Source organism: Saccharothrix stipae, assembly GCF_054781895.1.
On record NZ_BAAGTN010000001.1, the window covers coordinates 189,223 to 206,247 of the forward strand.

General features: G+C 73.1%; 18 protein-coding genes. 6 read left to right on the top strand and 12 right to left on the bottom strand.

The window, feature by feature from the left end:
• Positions 1 to 22: 22 nt before the first annotated feature.
• From ACYVLT_RS00805 to ACYVLT_RS00830, 6 genes are all read right to left on the bottom strand, one after another.
• The gene (locus ACYVLT_RS00805; RefSeq protein ID WP_461118097.1) at positions 23 to 2,518 is read right to left on the bottom strand and encodes a serine/threonine-protein kinase; all 2,496 of its coding nucleotides are present in this window, start codon (positions 2,516 to 2,518) and stop codon (positions 23 to 25) included.
• Positions 2,515 to 3,588 carry a hypothetical protein gene (locus ACYVLT_RS00810; RefSeq protein WP_461118098.1) on the bottom strand — a complete coding sequence of 358 codons (1,074 nt, stop codon included), beginning with the start codon at positions 3,586 to 3,588 and terminating at the stop codon, positions 2,515 to 2,517. The genes ACYVLT_RS00805 and ACYVLT_RS00810 overlap by 4 nt, the downstream gene beginning before the upstream one ends.
• 1 nt (position 3,589) lies before the next feature.
• Complete coding sequence (locus tag ACYVLT_RS00815; protein WP_461118099.1) at positions 3,590 to 4,561, bottom strand: glutamate ABC transporter substrate-binding protein; 972 nt, start codon at positions 4,559 to 4,561, stop codon at positions 3,590 to 3,592.
• Positions 4,558 to 5,841 carry a hypothetical protein gene (locus ACYVLT_RS00820; RefSeq protein ID WP_461118100.1) on the bottom strand — a complete coding sequence of 428 codons (1,284 nt, stop codon included), beginning with the start codon at positions 5,839 to 5,841 and terminating at the stop codon, positions 4,558 to 4,560. The genes ACYVLT_RS00815 and ACYVLT_RS00820 overlap by 4 nt, the downstream gene beginning before the upstream one ends.
• A 204-nt stretch (positions 5,842 to 6,045) precedes the next feature.
• Positions 6,046 to 6,621: a pyridoxamine 5'-phosphate oxidase family protein gene (locus ACYVLT_RS00825; protein WP_461118101.1), complete on the bottom strand. Its 576-nt coding sequence runs from the start codon at positions 6,619 to 6,621 to the stop codon at positions 6,046 to 6,048.
• Positions 6,622 to 6,631: 10 nt separating this feature from the next.
• A complete protein-coding gene (locus tag ACYVLT_RS00830; protein WP_461118102.1) occupies positions 6,632 to 7,162 on the bottom strand; it encodes a hypothetical protein in 531 nt (176 codons plus the stop codon).
• Between the two features lie 98 nt (positions 7,163 to 7,260).
• Here ACYVLT_RS00830 and ACYVLT_RS00835 point away from each other — a divergent pair, with 98 nt between their 5' ends.
• On the top strand, positions 7,261 to 8,304 hold the full coding sequence (locus tag ACYVLT_RS00835) for a threonine aldolase family protein (protein WP_461118103.1): 1,044 nt from the start codon (positions 7,261 to 7,263) through the stop codon (positions 8,302 to 8,304).
• 74 nt (positions 8,305 to 8,378) lie between these two features.
• On the opposite strand, the gene ACYVLT_RS00840 is transcribed toward ACYVLT_RS00835, so the two are convergent.
• From ACYVLT_RS00840 to ACYVLT_RS00855, 4 genes are all read right to left on the bottom strand, one after another.
• Positions 8,379 to 9,107, bottom strand: coding sequence for a calcium-binding protein (locus ACYVLT_RS00840; RefSeq protein WP_461118104.1), 729 nt, complete (start codon positions 9,105 to 9,107; stop codon positions 8,379 to 8,381).
• 427 nt (positions 9,108 to 9,534) lie between these two features.
• Entirely contained in the window at positions 9,535 to 10,764 is a 1,230-nt protein-coding gene (locus ACYVLT_RS00845; RefSeq protein WP_461118105.1) for an RNA polymerase sigma factor, read from the bottom strand.
• Between the two features lie 4 nt (positions 10,765 to 10,768).
• Positions 10,769 to 11,125 carry a YciI family protein gene (locus ACYVLT_RS00850; RefSeq protein ID WP_461118106.1) on the bottom strand — a complete coding sequence of 119 codons (357 nt, stop codon included), beginning with the start codon at positions 11,123 to 11,125 and terminating at the stop codon, positions 10,769 to 10,771.
• A gap of 157 nt (positions 11,126 to 11,282) precedes the next feature.
• On the bottom strand, positions 11,283 to 11,723 hold the full coding sequence (locus ACYVLT_RS00855) for a MarR family winged helix-turn-helix transcriptional regulator (RefSeq protein ID WP_461118107.1): 441 nt from the start codon (positions 11,721 to 11,723) through the stop codon (positions 11,283 to 11,285).
• 150 nt (positions 11,724 to 11,873) lie between these two features.
• On the opposite strand from ACYVLT_RS00855, the gene ACYVLT_RS00860 reads away from it, so the two are divergent.
• Genes ACYVLT_RS00860 through ACYVLT_RS00880 form a run of 5 tightly spaced genes read left to right on the top strand, consistent with a single transcriptional unit; the run spans position 11,874 to position 14,820 of the window.
• Positions 11,874 to 11,999, top strand: a complete 126-nt coding sequence (locus ACYVLT_RS00860) for a hypothetical protein (RefSeq protein WP_461118108.1) — start codon at positions 11,874 to 11,876, stop codon at positions 11,997 to 11,999.
• 49 nt (positions 12,000 to 12,048) lie between these two features.
• The gene (locus ACYVLT_RS00865; protein WP_461118109.1) at positions 12,049 to 12,372 is read left to right on the top strand and encodes a YciI family protein; all 324 of its coding nucleotides are present in this window, start codon (positions 12,049 to 12,051) and stop codon (positions 12,370 to 12,372) included.
• Positions 12,369 to 13,604 (top strand): RNA polymerase sigma factor, encoded by a 1,236-nt coding sequence (locus ACYVLT_RS00870; RefSeq protein WP_461118110.1) that lies wholly within the window; start codon positions 12,369 to 12,371, stop codon positions 13,602 to 13,604. Before ACYVLT_RS00865 ends, ACYVLT_RS00870 begins: the two co-directional genes overlap by 4 nt.
• Positions 13,605 to 13,639: 35 nt before the next feature.
• Positions 13,640 to 14,203, top strand: a complete 564-nt coding sequence (locus tag ACYVLT_RS00875) for a PadR family transcriptional regulator (protein WP_461118111.1) — start codon at positions 13,640 to 13,642, stop codon at positions 14,201 to 14,203.
• Positions 14,200 to 14,820: a GyrI-like domain-containing protein gene (locus tag ACYVLT_RS00880; RefSeq protein WP_461118112.1), complete on the top strand. Its 621-nt coding sequence runs from the start codon at positions 14,200 to 14,202 to the stop codon at positions 14,818 to 14,820. Before ACYVLT_RS00875 ends, ACYVLT_RS00880 begins: the two co-directional genes overlap by 4 nt.
• A 25-nt stretch (positions 14,821 to 14,845) precedes the next feature.
• Here the strand turns inward: ACYVLT_RS00880 and ACYVLT_RS00885 are convergent, their stop codons facing one another.
• Complete coding sequence (locus tag ACYVLT_RS00885; RefSeq protein WP_461118113.1) at positions 14,846 to 15,934, bottom strand: winged helix DNA-binding domain-containing protein; 1,089 nt, start codon at positions 15,932 to 15,934, stop codon at positions 14,846 to 14,848.
• Complete coding sequence (locus ACYVLT_RS00890) at positions 15,931 to 17,019, bottom strand: epoxide hydrolase family protein (RefSeq protein ID WP_461118114.1); 1,089 nt, start codon at positions 17,017 to 17,019, stop codon at positions 15,931 to 15,933. Before ACYVLT_RS00890 ends, ACYVLT_RS00885 begins: the two co-directional genes overlap by 4 nt.
• Positions 17,020 to 17,025: the final 6 nt, after the last annotated feature.

Genomic DNA, 17,025 nt, shown 5'->3' on the forward strand with positions numbered 1-17,025 from the left:
ACCCCGGACAAGACTCCATCAGCTACACCAACGTCCTGGGCCGGACCGCGTTCGCGCGGTCGACGAGTGCGATGCGTTCCTCCGGGGTGTCGGCCAGCCGCGCCAACTGCCGGTAGCAGCGCTCCAGGCCCAACCGCAGACCCGACTCGCTCACCTCGCAGTCCAACAGCCTCCCCGCGGGCGCCGACCCGTTGCCCGGCAACGACTCCAACGCCACACCCAACAACTCCACGGTCAACCCGGCCCGCCTCGCCACGTCCAACTCCAACCCCGACAGCCTCGCACCGGCCGCCATCACCTCCGCCAGCGCATCGGTCCCGCCCGCGCGGTCGCGGGCCGCGCCGAGCTGCGCCCGCACCGCCGCCACCTGCGCCGCCACGTGGTGGATCGACGTGTCGGGCACGCGGTGCAGCACGGTCACCGCCGCCTCCCGGTCGCCCCGCGCCAACAACACCCTGGCCAGCCCGAACGCCGCCGACACGTACGCGTGGTCGGTCCGCCACACCACCTCGTACCCGGCCGCCGCCGCGTCGCGGTCACCCAGCGACTCCGCGCACACCGCCACCGCCAGCTTCGGCGCCGCCTCACCCGGCAACGCGTCACGCACCTGCTCGAACGCCGCCCGCGCCTGCTCGGCCCGCGCCCGGTCCTCCCGGCTGTCCACCAACGCGGCCACACCCCGGTACCAGCCCGGCCGCCAGTCGTCCGGCGCGGGCGTCTGCGGGTCGTCCGGGTCGAACGGCGAGGCCAACGCGTCCAGCTCGCCCACCGCCTCGGCGACCCGGCCCGCCTCGATCAACGCCCGCACCACCTGCAACCGCACCTCCACCGTCTGCACCGGAGCCACCCGCAACGCCGCCACCACCTGATCGGGATCACCCGTGGTCGCGGCCGTGGCCAGGAACCCGGCCGCCGCGTCGGAGGTGTCCACCTGAGGCACCGGCAACCCCGTCGCCGCCGCCCGCAGGTCCAGCCCGCCCTCCGTGCCGAACGCCCGCCGCTCCGGCGTGAACTGCCGCGACACACCCGGCCGCGGCGCACCGTCCTGCTGCGCCAACACCTCCCGCAGCACACCGGTCAGCTGCTCGGCCATCTCCTCGGCCGTGGCGAACCGCTGCTCCGGGTCCGGGTGCGTGGCCCGCAGCAGGAACCGGTGCAACGAGTCGTGCCGGCGCAGCAACGGCTGCTCCTCCGGGTCGGGCAACGACTCCTTGTACCGGCCCCGGAAGTCGAACTGGAAGCTCATCACCGCCAACGCCCGACCCACCGTGTACAGGTCGGAGGCCACCGACGGGCCGTCCCGGCCGATCTCCGGCGCCTGGTAGCCGATCGTGCCGTAGATGGGGGAGTGGCGGTCGTCGATGCGCCGCACCGCGCCCAGGTCGATCAGCTTCAACTGCTCCTCGGTCTGGATCACGTTGTCCGGCTTGAAGTCGCAGTACAGCAGGCCCACCCCGTGCAGGTAGCCCAGCGCGGGCAGCACCTCCAGCGCGTAGGCGATCGCCTGCGGCACCGGCAACGACTCGGTGCCCGTGCCGTCGGCCCGCAACTGCTTGATCATCTCCTTGACCGACGTGCCGCCGACGTACTCCATCACGATGTAGTCGACCAGCTCGCCACTGGCCCGGTCGGCGTGCCGCACGAAGTTGTGGATCTTCACGATGTTCGGGTGCTCCACCTCGGCCAGGAACCGGCGCTCCGCCATCGCCGCGGCCATCGCGTCCGCGTCACCGGAGTCCAGCAGACCCTTCAGCACCACCCACCGGTCGCTGACCGCGTGGTCGGCCGCCAGGTAGATCCAGCCCAACCCGCCGTGCGCCAGGCACCCCAGCACCTCGTACTGGTCGTGCAGCACCTCGCCGGGCGCCAGCTTCGGCGTGAACGAGTAGTGGTGCCCGCAGTGCGCGCAGAACCCCTCCACCCGGCCGGGCCGGCCCTCACGGCCGCGACCGACCTCCTTGCCGCAGCTGGAGCAGAACCGCTTCGCCTCCGGCACCTCCGGGTCGGTCAGCACCGCGACCTTCGGATCCCGGTACGGCACCCGCGGCACCTCCACCAGCCCCGCGCCCAACCGGCCGCGCCCCGACGACCGGGTCGACGCCGACGCCCGCCGCGTCCGGCCCGCCGACGACGCCGAGGCCGACCACGGCGCCGTGCCGGGACCGGTGTCCGGGCCGGTCGCGGGCCCGCTGTACGCGCCCGTCACCGGGCCGCTGTCGGCACCCGGACCCCCATGCGAGCCCGCACCCGGACCACCCGCGTTCGCCGGACCAGGGCGCGCCGCGTCCCCAACGCCCGTCGCAGCACCAGAGCCCATCGCAACACCAGAGCTCGCGCCGACGACGCCGACAGCCGCTCCACCCGCCACAACGGCGGACGTGCCCTGCCCGGTCGAGGACCGGGCACCCGCCCCGGTCGCGGGCACGGCGGCCGGCGCGGGCGCCTCCAGGCCGCACAAGTCGCAGAAACCGTCGTCTTCGATCGTCCCGTCGCAACCGGCACGTGGACACGTCCTCATCGGGCCTCCGTCCTGGCCAGCACCGCCCGCTGGTACCGCCGCACCGCCACCGTGCCCGCCGACAGGTCGCACGGCGCGCCCGACAGCACGTCCCGGGCCCGCCGGTGCAGCGCCGACAGCTCCGCGTCCTCGGCGAAACCCCGCCCGGTGGCCTTCGCCCGGTAGGCGTCCAACCGGCCGCGCAGCTCCGCGCGTCGCTCCAGCGACCCGGTCAGGTGCGCCAACACCTCCCGCGCCCCGTCCAGCGCCACGCCCACCGCCGTCTCCACCGCGGCCACGTCCGATTCCGCCACGTCCGGAAAACGCGCGCGCAGCCCGTCGAGTGCCCCGGCCACGTCACCGCCGGGCACCGGCGGGTGGTGACCGGCGATCTCCGCCACGACCACCGCCCGCACCTCCCGGGCCCGCGCCCGGACCGACTCCACCTCGGCGACCCGCCGCGCCACGGCCGCCGCACGGTCCTCGAACGTCCGGTGCAGCGCGCTCAGCGACGCCACCCGCGCGACCAGGTCCGCCACCGCCGGGTCCGGCGTCAACGGGTCCGCCACCGCGCGGGCGTGCGCCCGCGCCACCTCCGCCCGCAGCCGCCGCGCCGCCGGCACGTCGATCCCGGCCAGCTGCCCGGCCACCGGGTCCAGCTGCTCCAACCGCCGCGTCCACGCCTCGTGCGCCTCCGCCAGCACGGCCGTGACCTCGGCGTACTCCGTCTTCATCCGGGCCACCAGCGCACGCAGCGTGACCCGTTCGGCGACCACCGCCGGGCCGGTCAACGTCCGCACCGCCGCCTCCCGCTCGTGCAGGGCGATCGCCGGCCCACGCAGCAGCCGCTCCAGCTCGGCCGGGTCACGGGTGTCCGACGCCTGCCGCAGCAGCGCCCGGTAGGCGTCGAACCACTCCCACAGCCGCACCATGCCCGCGTTCGCCGCCCGCCACCGCCGCGCCGTCGCACCGGTCAGCTCGGCGCCGCGCAGCAGGCGGTGCCCGGGGTGGTCCTCCATCGCCAGCAACGACCCGGCCACCCGGTCGCTCTCCCGCAGCGACTCCGCCAACTCCGCGTCCAGACCGTCCATGTCAATCCCGGTACACCGCGACGGGCGCGGCCGGGGCGGGACCCAGCCACCGCTCGTGCAGCCGCGTCCACGTGCCGTCCGCCCGCAGCCGCTCCAGCAGCGCGTTGACGAACCGCACGAAGTCCTCGTCCGCCTTCGGGAACGCCATCCCGTACGGCTCGGCGGTGAACTGCGGGCCCACCACCTTCGTGTAGGGGTCCTGCGCGGCGAAACCGGCCAGGATCGTGTCGTCGGTGGAGATCGCGTCCACCTGGCCCTGCTGCAACATCACCAGGCAGTCCGTCCAGTTCGGCACCGACACCGGCACCGGCCCCGACGGCGCGGTCGCCACGGCGACCAGCGAACTGGACCCCTTCGTCGCGCACACCCGCTTGCCGCCCAGCGACTCGATGCCCGTCACCTCGGAGTTCGACGGCACCAGCACCCGCTGGCCCGCCTGCAGGTACACGGTCGAGAAGTTGACCTTCTGCCAGCGCTCGCAGGTCACCGTCATGGTGCGCACCACGATGTCGACCTCGCCCCGCTCCAACGTGGGGATGCGCTGCTCGGAGGTGAGCACCTTGAACTGGATCGCGCCCGGGTCGCCGAAGATCGCCCGCGCGACCTCGCGCGCCAGGTCGACGTCGAAACCCTCCAACTCGCCGGAGAACGGGTTGCGGAACCCCATCAGGTACGTGTTCTGGTCCACCCCCGCGATCAGCCGGCCCCGCGCCTGGACGCGCGCCATGGTCGACCCGCCCGGCATCTGCCCCGGCGCGGGCAGCGCACCGGTCGGGCGCAGGCTCGCCGTCGGGTCGCACGACGCGGGCGGCACCTCCGCCGTGCTGGGCGGCGCGGTCAGCTCCACCGCCTCCGCCGGGCGCGGCGGCACCGCCGAACCACCGCCGATCGGCGGCGCGGCACTGGGCACCGGCGCGCACGCCGCGAGCACCGACGCCAACAGCAGGGCGGGCACCGCGCGCAGCCGTCTCATCGGTACTCCTTCAACCGCTGCCACAACCCGAACGTCGACGCCGCCGCGGCCAGCAACGCCAACACCGCCACCGCGGGCACCACGCCGCCCAACGCGGCCCGCGCCCGCCCGATCGCGTCGGTCAACTCCGCCCGCGCCGCGCCGATGGCCTCCACCAGGTCGGAGTCCAACGCGTCGAACGCCGTGGCCGCGCCCGCCTCGTCCGGACCGAGCGCCAACGCCACCGCCGCGGTGTGGTCCCCGGCGTCGTCGGCCTCGCGGATCCGGCGGTGCGCCTGCTGCCACTGCGCGTGGTGCTCGACCGCCTCGGCCACCGGCGGCGCGCCCTCGGTCGCCCGCACCCGCCCCAGCAGCTCGTCCAACGCCTTGTCCGCCTCGACGAACTCCGCCTCGTAGATCGTGCCGCTGCCCCGCGCCACCAGCGTCAACGTCTCGTCGCCGCGCGCGGTCAACGTCGCGATCCGGGCCCGCGCGAGCAGGTCGACCAGCGTCGCCTCGTTCTTGCTGGCCGAGGCGTTGTAAACCACGAGCAGGCTCGACACCAACACCCACAGCAACGAGATCGCGGTCAACGCGGTCGCCACCACCAGCCCGGGGTTGAGCACCCGGTTCGTCCGTCGGGTCAGGTACCGCTGCGCGAGCACCAGCACCGCCAGCGCGCCCGCGCCCATCAGGAACTCCAGCCACGGCAGCGACCCGGCGTCCTCCAGGCCCCGCACCACGTTGCCGGTCTCCACCCCGTACAGCTCCTGCGCCGCCGGCAGCAACCGCGTGCGCATCAGCGTGGACGCCTCCCGCAGGTACGCCGCGCCCACCGGGTTGCCCTGCCGGTTGTGCGCGCGGGCCGTCTCCACCAGGCCCGTGTAGACCGGCAACTGGCCCGACAACGTCGACAGGGCCTCGGTCAGCTCGGGGGAGCGGGTGATCTCGCTGGTCGCCGCCGACAACGCCGCGGCCGCCTTCGCCACGTCCGCCTCGTACCGCCCGCGCAGCGTCGAGGACTCCACCCCGCCGGACAGGAACGCGCTGGACGCGGTGGCGTCCGCGTCGGCCATCGCCCGGTAGACCTCCTGGGCGGCGAACGCCAGCGGCTCGTTGCGGTCGGCCAACGCCTCCAGCGCCTCCGACCGGCGCTGCACCGACGTCGCGGTCGACGCCCCCACCAGCAGGCTCACCAGGATCAGCAGCAGGGCCAGCAGGCTCAACCTGCCCGGCGTGCTGCGGGCAAGGCCGGTCACCCGGCGCAGGGCCGCGCGGTTCCGCTGAGCCTCGACCAGCACGACCGCCCCCTTCCCGAGGTGATCGGCGCCACTCCCCGCTCAGACAGCGTAGATCGAAAATCCACCAATCGGGACGCGATTGGACCCGACCGGCCGGTACGGCCTCATCGGTCCGAGCTCATCGGGTGACACACCCACCCCTGATGGAGCCGACGACGGATCTCCATCAGGGCCTCTTTCCGGCGGGTCCGGGACGCCGGACCGCTAGCGCGGCGGCAGGGGCAGCGGCAGGGCGGGCAGGCCGTCCATGCTGACCGCGTTGAAGTCCTTGCCCTCGCAGTACGCGGAGAACTCCTCGTCGGACTTGCGGCCGAAGTAGTCCGCGTGCAGCGTCCGCTCACCCCGGTAGTCCAGGAACGGCACCGCGAAGCCGCAGGTGTCGCTGATCAGCTTGGCGGTCACCACCACGACCGCGCGCAACGCGGGCCCGTCGGCGTCGCCGAACCCGGCCACCAGCTCGGCGAACCTCGGGTCGTCCCGGAACACCGGCTCACCGGTGCCGTGCACGCGCACGATGTTCGGCGGACCGTCGAACGCGCACCACATGAGCGTGATCCGGCCGTTCTCCCGCAGGTGCGCGATCGTCTCGGCGTGGCTGCCGCCGAAGTCCAGGTACGCCACCCGCCGCTCGTCCAGCACCCGCCAGGTGCCGCGGCGGCCCTTCGGCGAGAGGTTCACGTGCCCGTCGGCCGACAGCGGCGCGGTCGCGGTGAAGAACACCGGCTGCTGCTCGATGAACTCGCGCAGACGTCCGTCGATCCGTTCATAGGTCTTCCCCATGGGGCCATTATCACCCGTCGACGACCCGGTACCGCCGGACGTCGCTCTCCTCGAAGCCCGCGAAGGAGTGCACCCGTCGCCACGCCGGCGACACACCCACCGATCCGTTGCCGCGTGCCATCGCGTCGCGGTGCGCCCGCGCCGACGTCCACTCCGCGTAGTTGAGCACGCGCGTCCCGTCCACGCTGACGTGGAAGTGCCCGGAGATCCCGCCCGGGTGCGGCTCCCGTTCCGCCGCCAACGCCGAGAACACCAGGTCGACCCACTCCTCGGCGATCCCGGGCCGGTCGAACCGCACCGACACCAGCACCACGCACCCGACCGGCCGGTCGGGGGAGGCCAGGCCGGTGGACCGGTACCGGCGGTAGGCGGTCGCGCCGCCGGCCTCGGCCGGGCCGGACCACTGCGAGAACGTGACGACCTCGCCACCGTCCAGGTGCTCCAGCCGAACCACGTCCAGCAACCCGGCCGGGCGTGGTTCGAACGGCACGGAGCCGTGGTGGAGCAGGACGAGCGCGGAGTCGGTGCGGGCCGGATCCATGCCGACGACGCTAGGCGCGCCGTCGGGGCGCTCGAATCGGTCAGGTGACCGGTCACCGGTTGTTGCACATTACTGGCGACAACGCTCAGACTTCCGCCATGACACCCGAGATCCGGCGTTCCCTGGTCCAGCACTCCCGGCTCCGCCGGGAACCGCACGCGGTGCTGCGCCGCATGCTCGACCGCGTGCCGCCCGGCACCATCGCGGACGAGCCGACCGCGCAGCTGGAACGGCGGATCGCCGACCTGCTCGGCACACCGGCCGCCCTGTTCTTCCCCACCGGCACCATGGCCCAGCAGACCGCGCTGCGCGTGCACGCCGAACGCACCGGCCGCCGCACGTTCGCCGCGCACCCCCAATGCCACCTCGCCGTCTGGGAGGACGGGGGCTACCACGCGGTGCACGGCCTGCGCCACAAGGCCGTCGGCGACCACCACGGCCTGATCACCCTCGACGACCTCGCCGAGGTCCGCGAACCGCTCGCCGCCCTGCTGCTGGAACTGCCGCAACGCGACATCGGCGGCCTCCTGCCCACCTGGGAGGACCTGGTCGCGCAGACCGCGTGGGCCCGCGACCGCGGCGCGGCGGCGCACATGGACGGCGCCCGGCTCTGGGAGGCGCAGACCGGCTACAACCGGCCGTTCGCCGAGATCGCCGGCCTGTTCGACACCGTCTACGTCTCCCTCTACAAGGGCCTCGAAGGCGTGCGGGGCGCGGTCCTCGCGGGTGACCGGGCCACCATCGACGCCGCGTCGGTGTGGCGGCGCAGGCTCGGCGGCGCGACCCCGGACTCCTGGCCCGCCGCGGTCACCGCCCTGGCCGGGCTGGACGAGGTGCTGCCGAGGATGGCCGAGTTCCGCGACCACGCCGTGGCCGTGGCCGCCGCCATCAACGCCGACGGCTACGCCACCACCCGCCCCGAGGTGCCGCAGACGCCGCTGTTCCACGTCCACATCCCGGCGCCGAAGGACGCCGTCGCCGCCGCCGCGCGGCGGATCCTCGCCGAGACCGGCGTCGAACTGCCCCAGCACCCCAAGGCCACGCCCGACCCGGCGCGGTGCAGCATCGAGCTGACCATCGGCGTGGTGTCGCTGGACTTCACCCCGCGGGAGGTGGCCGACCTGATCCGGCAACTGCGCTAGCGGCTGGTCGACCCTGGCTCGTCACGCGACTCTCGTCGGGTAACGAGCCAGGGTCGACCGGTGGAACGGATGACCTACGGCGTGGTCGGCAGCAGGCAGGAGTAGCTCAGCGGGAGCAGGCTCACGAACGTCCCGCCGGCACCGGTGCAGATCCTCCGGGCTTCCGGGACGCGGCGGTTGGCCGGGTTGAGGGGGTCGAACACGCAGACGTACCCCACCGGGTTCACGGTGACGGAGAGGACGCCGCCGGTCGCGATGCACAGCGCGGTCGCGTTGCCCAGGCCCGAGCCCGGACCCGATCCCGGCGGCGTGCTCGTGTTCTCGCAGCTCGCGTGGATGTCGGGGTCCGGCGCGGGGCCCTGGCAGGTGTCGGTGCCGAGGCCGCCGTCGAGGCTGTCCTGGCTGCCGTCGTTGGCAGCGCCGACGAGGGTGTCGTTGCCGGCGCTGCCGGAGATCGTGTCGATGCCCAAGCCGCCCTGGAGGGTGTCGGCGCCGGTACCGCCGGTGAGGGTGTCGTTGCCGTCACCGCCGTTGATCGTGTCGTCGAAGTCCGAGCCGGTGATGGTGTCGTTGCCGGCGTTGCCGTTGATCGTCTTGGCGGGGTTCGTGCCGCCGCAGTCGATCGTGTCGTTGCCGGGAGTCCCGGTCACGACCGTGTCGGTCTGGGTCACGCCGGCGCTCACCACGCAGTCGACGGCGGCATGGGCGGCGGGGGAGGTGACCGCCCACCAGGCGGGGATCACGAGGACCCCGGCCAGCGTGGCGACGATTCTCCGGTGGATCCGACTCTGATGAATTCTCATGGCTGCATTCCTTGGAAATTATTACCAGCGGTGGCTCGCACGGCGCGGCGCGCGCCGGCGGGATGGGGTTCGTGCGATTCACGCGCCGCCGCAGTGGCCTGACTGCCGGCGTCCGCTTCATGCACACACAGAAAAACCCCGGTTCGTGGATCCGCGGTCCTGGCGGATGTTCACGTCACCGAGGTCTGGGGTGTGTACCAAGAGATTACTCCTCTAGCAGCAAGGATCGATACCGCCGTACCCCGAATGGACGCATGGTGCACCCCCGTCGGCAGCAGCGGTCACCGGGACGGCGATCGGGCGAGGGGATCTACGGCGTCGGTTCCGCGAGTAGTTCCACGTCGGACGCGACGAGCCGAAAATGAATTGGATTCCGATGCACCCGCAAATCCCGGGTGCATTACCGATCACGTCGCGCGACGCGCCGCTAATCGGCCCCGTGCGCCGGCCCGGTGACCGCGCCGAGCCGACGCCGCAAAAGGTCGCGCTCGGCGTCGTTCCCGGCCAGGTCCAACGCCCGCCGGTAGGCCCGCGCCGCCTCGGCGTCCCGGCCCAGGCGGCGCAGCAGGTCGGCGCGCACGGCGTGGAACGGGTGGTAGCCCGCCATCGGCGAGTTGCCCGGCGCCAGGGCGTCGACCAACGCCAACGCCGCCTCCGGGCCGTCGACCTCGGCCACCGCGACGGCCCGGTTCAACGCCACCACCGGGCTGGGCGTCAACGCCAGCAGGTGGTCGTACAGCCGCACCACCTGGGTCCAGTCCGTCGGCGGCGGGTCGCTGTGCACGGCGTTGATCGCGGCCTGCACCTGGTACGGGCCGGGCCGGTCGCGGCGCAGGCACCACCGCACCAGCGCGCGCCCCTCGGCCAGCATCGCCCGGTCCCAGCACGCTCGGTCCTGGTCGGCCAACCGCACCAGGTCGCCGTCCGGGCCGGTGCGCGCCGGGCTCCGGGCGTGCAGCAGCAGCATCAGCGCCAGCAGCCCGACGACCTCCGGCTCGTCGGGCATCAGCTCCGCCAGCACCCGCCCCAGCCGCACCGCCTCCGCGCACAGCTCCTCGCGCACCAACGCGCCACCCGAGCTCGCCGAGTAGCCCTCGTTGAACACCAGGTACACCACCGCCAGCACGGCACGCAGCCGGCCGGGCAACTCCCGCTCGCCCGGCACCCGGTAGGGGATCCGGGCGTCGCGGATCTTCGCCTTGGCCCGCACCAACCGCTGCGCCATGGTGGTCTCGGGCACCAGGAACGCCCGCGCGATCTCCGCCGTGGACAACCCGCCCAGCAGCCGCAACGTCAGCGCCACCCGGGCCGCCGGGTTCAGCGCCGGGTGGCAGCACGTGAAGATCAACCGCAGCCGCTCGTCGCCCACCGCGTCCACCTCCACCGCGTCGTCGCGCACGTGCAGCAGCGCGGCCTGGGCCTGCCGGTCGTCGCGCTTGGACTCCCGGCGCAGCCGGTCGATCGCCCGGTTGCGGGCCGTGGTGATGATCCAGCCGGCCGGGCTCGGCGGCACACCGGTCTCCGGCCAGCGCCGCACCGCCTCGGCGAACGCGTCCTGGACCGCCTCCTCGGCGATCGCGATGTCGCCGAAGACGCGGACCAGGACGGCCACCGACCGGCCGTACTCGGCCCGGAAGACCCGCTCGACCGCCGTCACGTCGTCAGCCGGGGAAGTCCTGGAACGGCCGCACCTCGACCGGCAGCTCGCACGCCACGCTCATCCGGCGGCCCCACTCCAGCGCCGCGTCCAGGTCCGGCACGTCGATGATGTTGAACCCGCCGATGTGCTCCTTGCTCTCGGTGAACGGGCCGTCGGTGACGACGAGCTCGCCGTTCGCCTGCGGACGCAGCGTGGTCGCCGTCTCCGGGGCGTGCAGACCGCCCGCGAACACCCACACGCCCGCCTCGCGCATGTCGGCGTCCACCGCCTGCACGTCCTTCATGATCCGCTCCAAGGCCGCCGGCTCGGGGATGTCGTAGCCGGTCGGCTCGATCACGCTGATCAAGTACTGGGTCATCTCGTGCTCCTCAGGTCGGGTCTGACGCACCCTCCACACGAACGGCGCGCGACCACATCGACACCACGGCGGAAAAATCTCGGAACCGGCCGCTCCGCCACGGCCAGGTCCTCCACCGGACCCGGCCCGCTCACCACGACCGCCCGCATCGACCCGGTCATCCGTGGTGCGCCAAGACCACGTTCAACACCCGCACCAACTCCTCCCGCTCGGCCGCCGACAACGGCGCCAGCAACGCGTCCTGAGCCTGCCCCAGCACCCGGTCCAGGTGACGCAGGTGCGCCACCCCCGACGGGGTGACGGTCACGATGTTGCGCCGCTTGTCGCCGGGATCCGGCCTGCGCTCCACGAACCCCTTGTCCGCGAGCTCGTTGACGGTGGCCACCACGTCGCTGCGGTCCAGCCCGCCCCGCCGCCCGAGGTCCGCCTGGCTGGCCGGGCCGAACTCGTCCAGCGCGGCCAGCAGCGAGTAGTGGTAGCGCCGCGCGTCGACCGCGCCCAACGCCTCCGACACGAGCCGGTGCGCGTGGGTCGTGGCCTGGCCCAGCAGCCAACTCGCCGCGCCGCGCAGCCGCAGGGGCGCGCCTGAAGTCTCCATGCGACCGCAGTCTACCCACTTGTTGGCCATGCCAACGATTCGGAGATCCTCAAGAATTCCGGAAGGTCCGGTGTCGGATCGGGGCGGTGCCGCTCGTAGCAGGGATGAGGCCGCCCACACGGGGCGGCGCCAGGCAGGGGAACCGCGATCATGAAGCCGACGACCACGACCCGGGGCACGGGCGACGACGAGACCCCCGAGCACGTTGCCCCGACCGCGCTCAACGCGGCGCGCTGGGAGAACACGGGCGCGCGCCCCCGGTACGCCACCGCCTGAAGTCCCCGACCAACCCCGCAGTCCCGACACCACAGGAGATGATCCGCAGATGCAGTACCTGGTTTCCGTGATCGACGACAAGGACGACCCCGGCCGCACGGACCGGCAACCCGCCATCAGCGCGTTCAACGAACGACTCATCGCCGAGGGCCACTGGGTCTTCGCCGGCGGACTCGCGGACACCGAGGCGGCCACGGTCGTCGACAACCGGGGCGAGCAGGCGGTGTTCACCGACGGGCCGTTCGTGGAGTCGAAGGAGTACCTCGCCGGCGTCTGGGTGTGGGAGGCCCCCGACCTGGACGTGGCGCTCGAGCTCGCCGCCGAGGCGTCGAGGATCTGCGATCGCAAGATCGAGGTGCGGCCGTTCCGGTGAGCGACGTCGAGGAAGCGGTCGCGCGGGCCCACCGCGACGGGTGGGCCCGCCTGGTCGCCGCGCTGACCAGGCGATTCGGCGACCTCGACATCGCCGAGGAAGCCGCCGCCGAGGCGTTCACGACCGCCGTCGAGCGGTGGCGGTCCGACGGCGTGCCACCCAACCCCGGCGCCTGGCTGACCACCACCGCCAACCGCAAGGCCATCGACCGGATCCGGCGCGAGAACAAGCGCGACGACAGGCACAGGGAGGCTCTGATGCTGCACGACGACACCCCGCCCGAGCCTCTCGGCGCCATCGACGACGACCGGCTCCGCCTGATCTTCACCTGCTGCCACCCGGCGCTGGCCGCGGAGGCCCGCGTGGCGCTGACGCTGCGCATGGTCGGCGGGCTGACCGTGCCCGAGATCGCCCGCGCCTTCCTGGTCCGGTCGACCACCATGGAGCAGCGCATCACCCGCGCGAAGGCCAAGATCAAAGCGGCGCGCATCCCCTACCGGGTGCCGTCCGCCGAGGACCTCCCGGCCCGCGTCTCCGGCGTGCTCACCGTCCTGTTCCTCGTCTTCAACGAGGGCTACTTGGCCGGCGGCCCCGACACCGACCCCGTCCGGCACGACCTGACCACCGAGGCGATCCGGCTCACCCGCCTGATCCGCGCGCTCCTGCCGCAGGACGGCGAGGTGGCCGGGCTGCTGGCGCTGATGCTGCTCACCGAGGCCCGCCGCACCGCCCGGATCTCGGCCACCGGCGAACTGGTCGCCCTCGACGAGCAGGACCGCGGCGCCTGGGACGCGGCGCTGATCGCCGAGGGCCACCGGCTGGTGCGCGAGCGCCTCGCCGCCGCGGCGGCCGGGGTGGCTCCGGGGCGCTACCAGATCCTCGCCGCGATCAACGCCGTGCACACCTCCGCCCGCGACATCCGCGACACCGACTGGTCACAGGTCGTCGCGCTCTACGACCAGCTCGTCCGCCTCGACCCCTCGCCGATCGTCGCCCTCAACCGGGCCATCGCGGTCGCCGAGCTCGACGGCCCGGAGGTGGCACTCGCGGCCGTCGACCGCCTGGAACACCGGTTGGCCGGCTACCACCCCTACCACGCCACCCGCGCCGACCTGCTGCGTCGGCTGGGCCTCGGCCGGCAGTCGCGCGCGGCGTACGACAGGGCCATCGAGCTGGCGGGCAACACCGCCGAGACCGCCTACCTGACCCGCCGCCGCGACCAACTGCGGTAGCGGAACGGCGATTATCCTAGTGCTAGAGTAATCGGGTGTCCGCAGAGCTGACCCCCGCCGAACTCACCCTGCTCGGCCTGCTGGTGGAGAAACCGCGGCACGGATACGAGCTCGAAGAGGTGATCACCGCACGAGGGATGAGGGAGTGGACCGAGATCGGGTTCAGCTCCATCTACTACCTGCTGGCCAAGCTGCGCGACCGCGGCCTGGTGGCCGAAATCGACGCACCGGGACCGGGACGGGGCAAGGCACGCAAGGTCTACGGCCCCACGCCGGACGGACGCCGAGCCTGCGCACGGGCGGCCGAAGCGGCGGTGGCCGAACTCCACCCGGTGTTCCCACGCGTCCTCGTCGGGCTGGCCAACCAACCCGTCATCCCACCCGACCGGCTCCGCGCCGCGCTCGCCCACCGCGGCGACGCGGTCACCGCCAAGATCGCGGAACTCCGCACGGCCCTCGCCGCCCAACCCCACGCACCCGGCTTCGCCCGCGCGATCTTCGACTACTCGCTCGCCCAACTCGACGCCGAACAGCGCTGGCTGTCCGCCTACCAGGCCGAACTCGCCGACGCACCCGACCAGGAGGACGGCCGGCCGTGAACCCGGACCGCTACGACGTCAAGCGGGAGCTCAAGCAGCTCTACGCGCCCAAGAACACCGACTGGGCGCTCGTCGACGTGCCCGAACAGCAGTTCATCGCCGTCGACGGGCACGGCGACCCCAACACCAGCGCCGTCTACGCCCACGCCGTCGAAGCGCTCTACTCCGTCGCCTACGCGATCAAGTTCGCGAGCAAGCGCGCCGGCCGCGACCTCGTCGTCGCACCGCTGGAAGGGCTGTGGTGGGCCGACCGACCGGAGGTCTTCACCACCCGAGCCAAGGACTCCTGGCAGTGGCGGATGCTCATCAGCCAACCCGACTGGATCACCGAGGAGGCCATCGCGGACGCCCGCCGGCTCGTCGCCGCCAAGAAGGACCTGCCCGCCCTCGCCGACGTCCGCCGCGAAGTCCTGCACGAGGGGAGCAGCGCCCAAGTCCTGCACATCGGGCCCTACGACGACGAAGGACCGGTGCTGGCCCGGCTGCACGACGAGTGGCTGCGGGCCAACGGCCTGCGGATGACCGGCCTGCACCACGAGGTCTACGTCGGCGACCCCCGCAAGAGCGAGCCCGCGAAGCTCAGAACGGTCCTGCGCCAACCCGTCGGCCCCGTCTGAGCGCCGCCCCGACCCCCGGTGCGTCTCAGGCGTGCCCGCCGACCGACACCGTGCCGATCGTCAGCTCCGGCCGCCCCTCCAGGAACCCGCCGACCCGCGCCACCTCCCCGTCCAGCTCGGCCAGCCGCGCCCGGGACAACGTCCCGAACGGCTCCACCGTGACCAGGATCCGCCGACCCGACCGCTTCTGGTGCCACACCCCGGCCACCACGCCGTCCACCAGCAGCACCGGGAAGTTCCCCGCCTGCCCACGCGACAACGCCCGCTCGAACGCCCGACCGGGGAACACCACCTCACGCGGGTGGCTGCCCACCACGTACGCGTCGAAGTAGGGGAGCAACCGCACCCCGCCCGGCGCCTCGTCCGGCCACGACGTGTCGCCGCGCACCACCCACCCGCCCTCGACCCGTTCCACGTCGGCCCGCTCGAACACCTCGTCCACCCACCGCTTCGGCGCGGCCAGCCACTTCGCGAAGTGCGCCTCCGTCGCCGGCCCGTAGGACCGCAGGTAGTCGTGCAGCAGCGCCACCGCACCGTCGGCGAGGGGCTCGAACCCCGGCAGCCACCGCCGCGGACTGGTGTAGGCGGTCTTGCGGCCCTTGTTCGGCGCGAAGCACAGCGCGCCGAGGTTCGACGCCACACCCATCGCCTCGACCCATCGCGGCCACGGCGTCCCCCCGAACGCCTCCATCACCCGCTCACCCGCCCACGCACCGGTGCGCGCGATCACCGCCTCGGTCAACTCCTCCCCGGTCAGCTCCGCGTCCCGCAACGCGTCCCCGATCGCCGCCACCACCTCGGCGGCCTGCTCCTCGGTGAGCAGCTGGAGCCGCTGCGGCAACCCCGCCAACGCACCCGTCCACATCGGCAGGTCCGCCGCGGGCAACAGGTGCACCGTGCCGCGCGGCCCCCGCGTCTTCACCAACGTCCGGTCCACCCACAACGCGTCCCGCACTCGCTGCCGCGTCATCCCCGTGCGCAGCCCGATCGACAACTCCGCCGCCGACATCACCTGCGCGTGCGCACCGCACATCGCCCGCACCACCGCGACCGGGTCCGGCGACGGCTCCAGCAACGAGTGCCGCCGCAACCGCCGCCCGATGACCGGGTTCACCGCACCTTCCCGAAGAACGCCCGCACCTCGCCCGCGAACACCTCGGGCACCTCCATCGCCACGAAGTGACCACCCGGCCGGGCATCGGGCCAGTGCACGACGTCGTTGTGCCGCTCGGCCAGCCGCCGGATCCCCGGCGGACCGCTGTACACACCCGTCGGCACCAGCTCCTGCCCCTCCGGCCACGCGAACCGCTCGTTGTCGTACATGAACCACGACGACGACCCGGCCGTCCCCGTCAACCAGTACAGCGTCGCGTTGACCAGCAGCAGGTCCCGGTCGATGGCCTGCTCCGGCAGGTCCACCGTGATGGTGAACTCCTGGAACTTCTGCATCAACCACGCCAGCAGCGCCACCGGCGAATCGTGCCACCCCAACGCGAAGGTCTGCGGTGCGGCGCGCAGCATCGCGTGGTGATCCACCCCGGCGCCCGCCCACCGCTGCATCTGCCGGTAGAACTCCCGCTCGTCCGCCGTCAGCACCGGCAGGTCCGCCTCGGTCGGGAAACCCAGACCACCGTTCACGAACACCCCCACCACGTGCTCCGGCGCGGCCTTGGCCACCTCCGGCGCGATGTAGGCGCCCAGGTCACCGCCCTGCACCCCGTACCGCCCGTACCCCAGCCCCGCCATCAACCCGGCGAACACCCGCCCCGCCCGCGCGACGTCGAACGGCCCGGTCGGCTTCCCGGAGAACCCGAACCCCGGGATGCTCGGCACCACCACGTGGAAGTCCCGCAGGTACCCCAACGCCTCCGCGAACTCCACGAACGTGTTCGGCCACCCGTGCACCAGCAGCAGCGGCAACGCGTCGGGGTTCGCGCTGCGGACGTGCAGGAAGTGCACCTCCAACCCGTCGACCAACGCGGTGAACTGCGGGAACGCGTTCAGCCGCGCCTCGTGCGCCCGCCAGTCGAACCCGGTGCGCCAGTACCCGACCAGGTCGCGCAGGTAGTCCACCGGCACACCCCGCCGCCACCCGTCACCGGGCAGCGGATCCACCCAACGGGCCCGGGCCAGGCGGTCGGCGAGGTCGTCCAGGTCGGTCTGCGGCACGGCGATGCGGAACTCTCGGATCTCGGTCACGACGAC

Excerpts from the sequence above, each read along its gene's own strand:
- ACYVLT_RS00805 (WP_461118097.1), bottom strand. The coding sequence starts at position 2,518 with ATGAGGACGTGTCCACGTGCCGGTTGCGACGGGACGATCGAAGACGAC.
- ACYVLT_RS00810 (WP_461118098.1), bottom strand. The coding sequence starts at position 3,588 with ATGGACGGTCTGGACGCGGAGTTGGCGGAGTCGCTGCGGGAGAGCGAC.
- ACYVLT_RS00815 (WP_461118099.1), bottom strand. The coding sequence starts at position 4,561 with ATGAGACGGCTGCGCGCGGTGCCCGCCCTGCTGTTGGCGTCGGTGCTC.
- ACYVLT_RS00825 (WP_461118101.1), bottom strand. The coding sequence starts at position 6,621 with ATGGGGAAGACCTATGAACGGATCGACGGACGTCTGCGCGAGTTCATC.
- ACYVLT_RS00830 (WP_461118102.1), bottom strand. The coding sequence starts at position 7,162 with ATGGATCCGGCCCGCACCGACTCCGCGCTCGTCCTGCTCCACCACGGC.
- ACYVLT_RS00835 (WP_461118103.1), top strand. The coding sequence starts at position 7,261 with ATGACACCCGAGATCCGGCGTTCCCTGGTCCAGCACTCCCGGCTCCGC.
- ACYVLT_RS00840 (WP_461118104.1), bottom strand. The coding sequence starts at position 9,107 with ATGAGAATTCATCAGAGTCGGATCCACCGGAGAATCGTCGCCACGCTG.
- ACYVLT_RS00850 (WP_461118106.1), bottom strand. The coding sequence starts at position 11,125 with ATGACCCAGTACTTGATCAGCGTGATCGAGCCGACCGGCTACGACATC.
- ACYVLT_RS00855 (WP_461118107.1), bottom strand. The coding sequence starts at position 11,723 with ATGGAGACTTCAGGCGCGCCCCTGCGGCTGCGCGGCGCGGCGAGTTGG.
- ACYVLT_RS00860 (WP_461118108.1), top strand. The coding sequence starts at position 11,874 with ATGAAGCCGACGACCACGACCCGGGGCACGGGCGACGACGAGACCCCC.
- ACYVLT_RS00865 (WP_461118109.1), top strand. The coding sequence starts at position 12,049 with ATGCAGTACCTGGTTTCCGTGATCGACGACAAGGACGACCCCGGCCGC.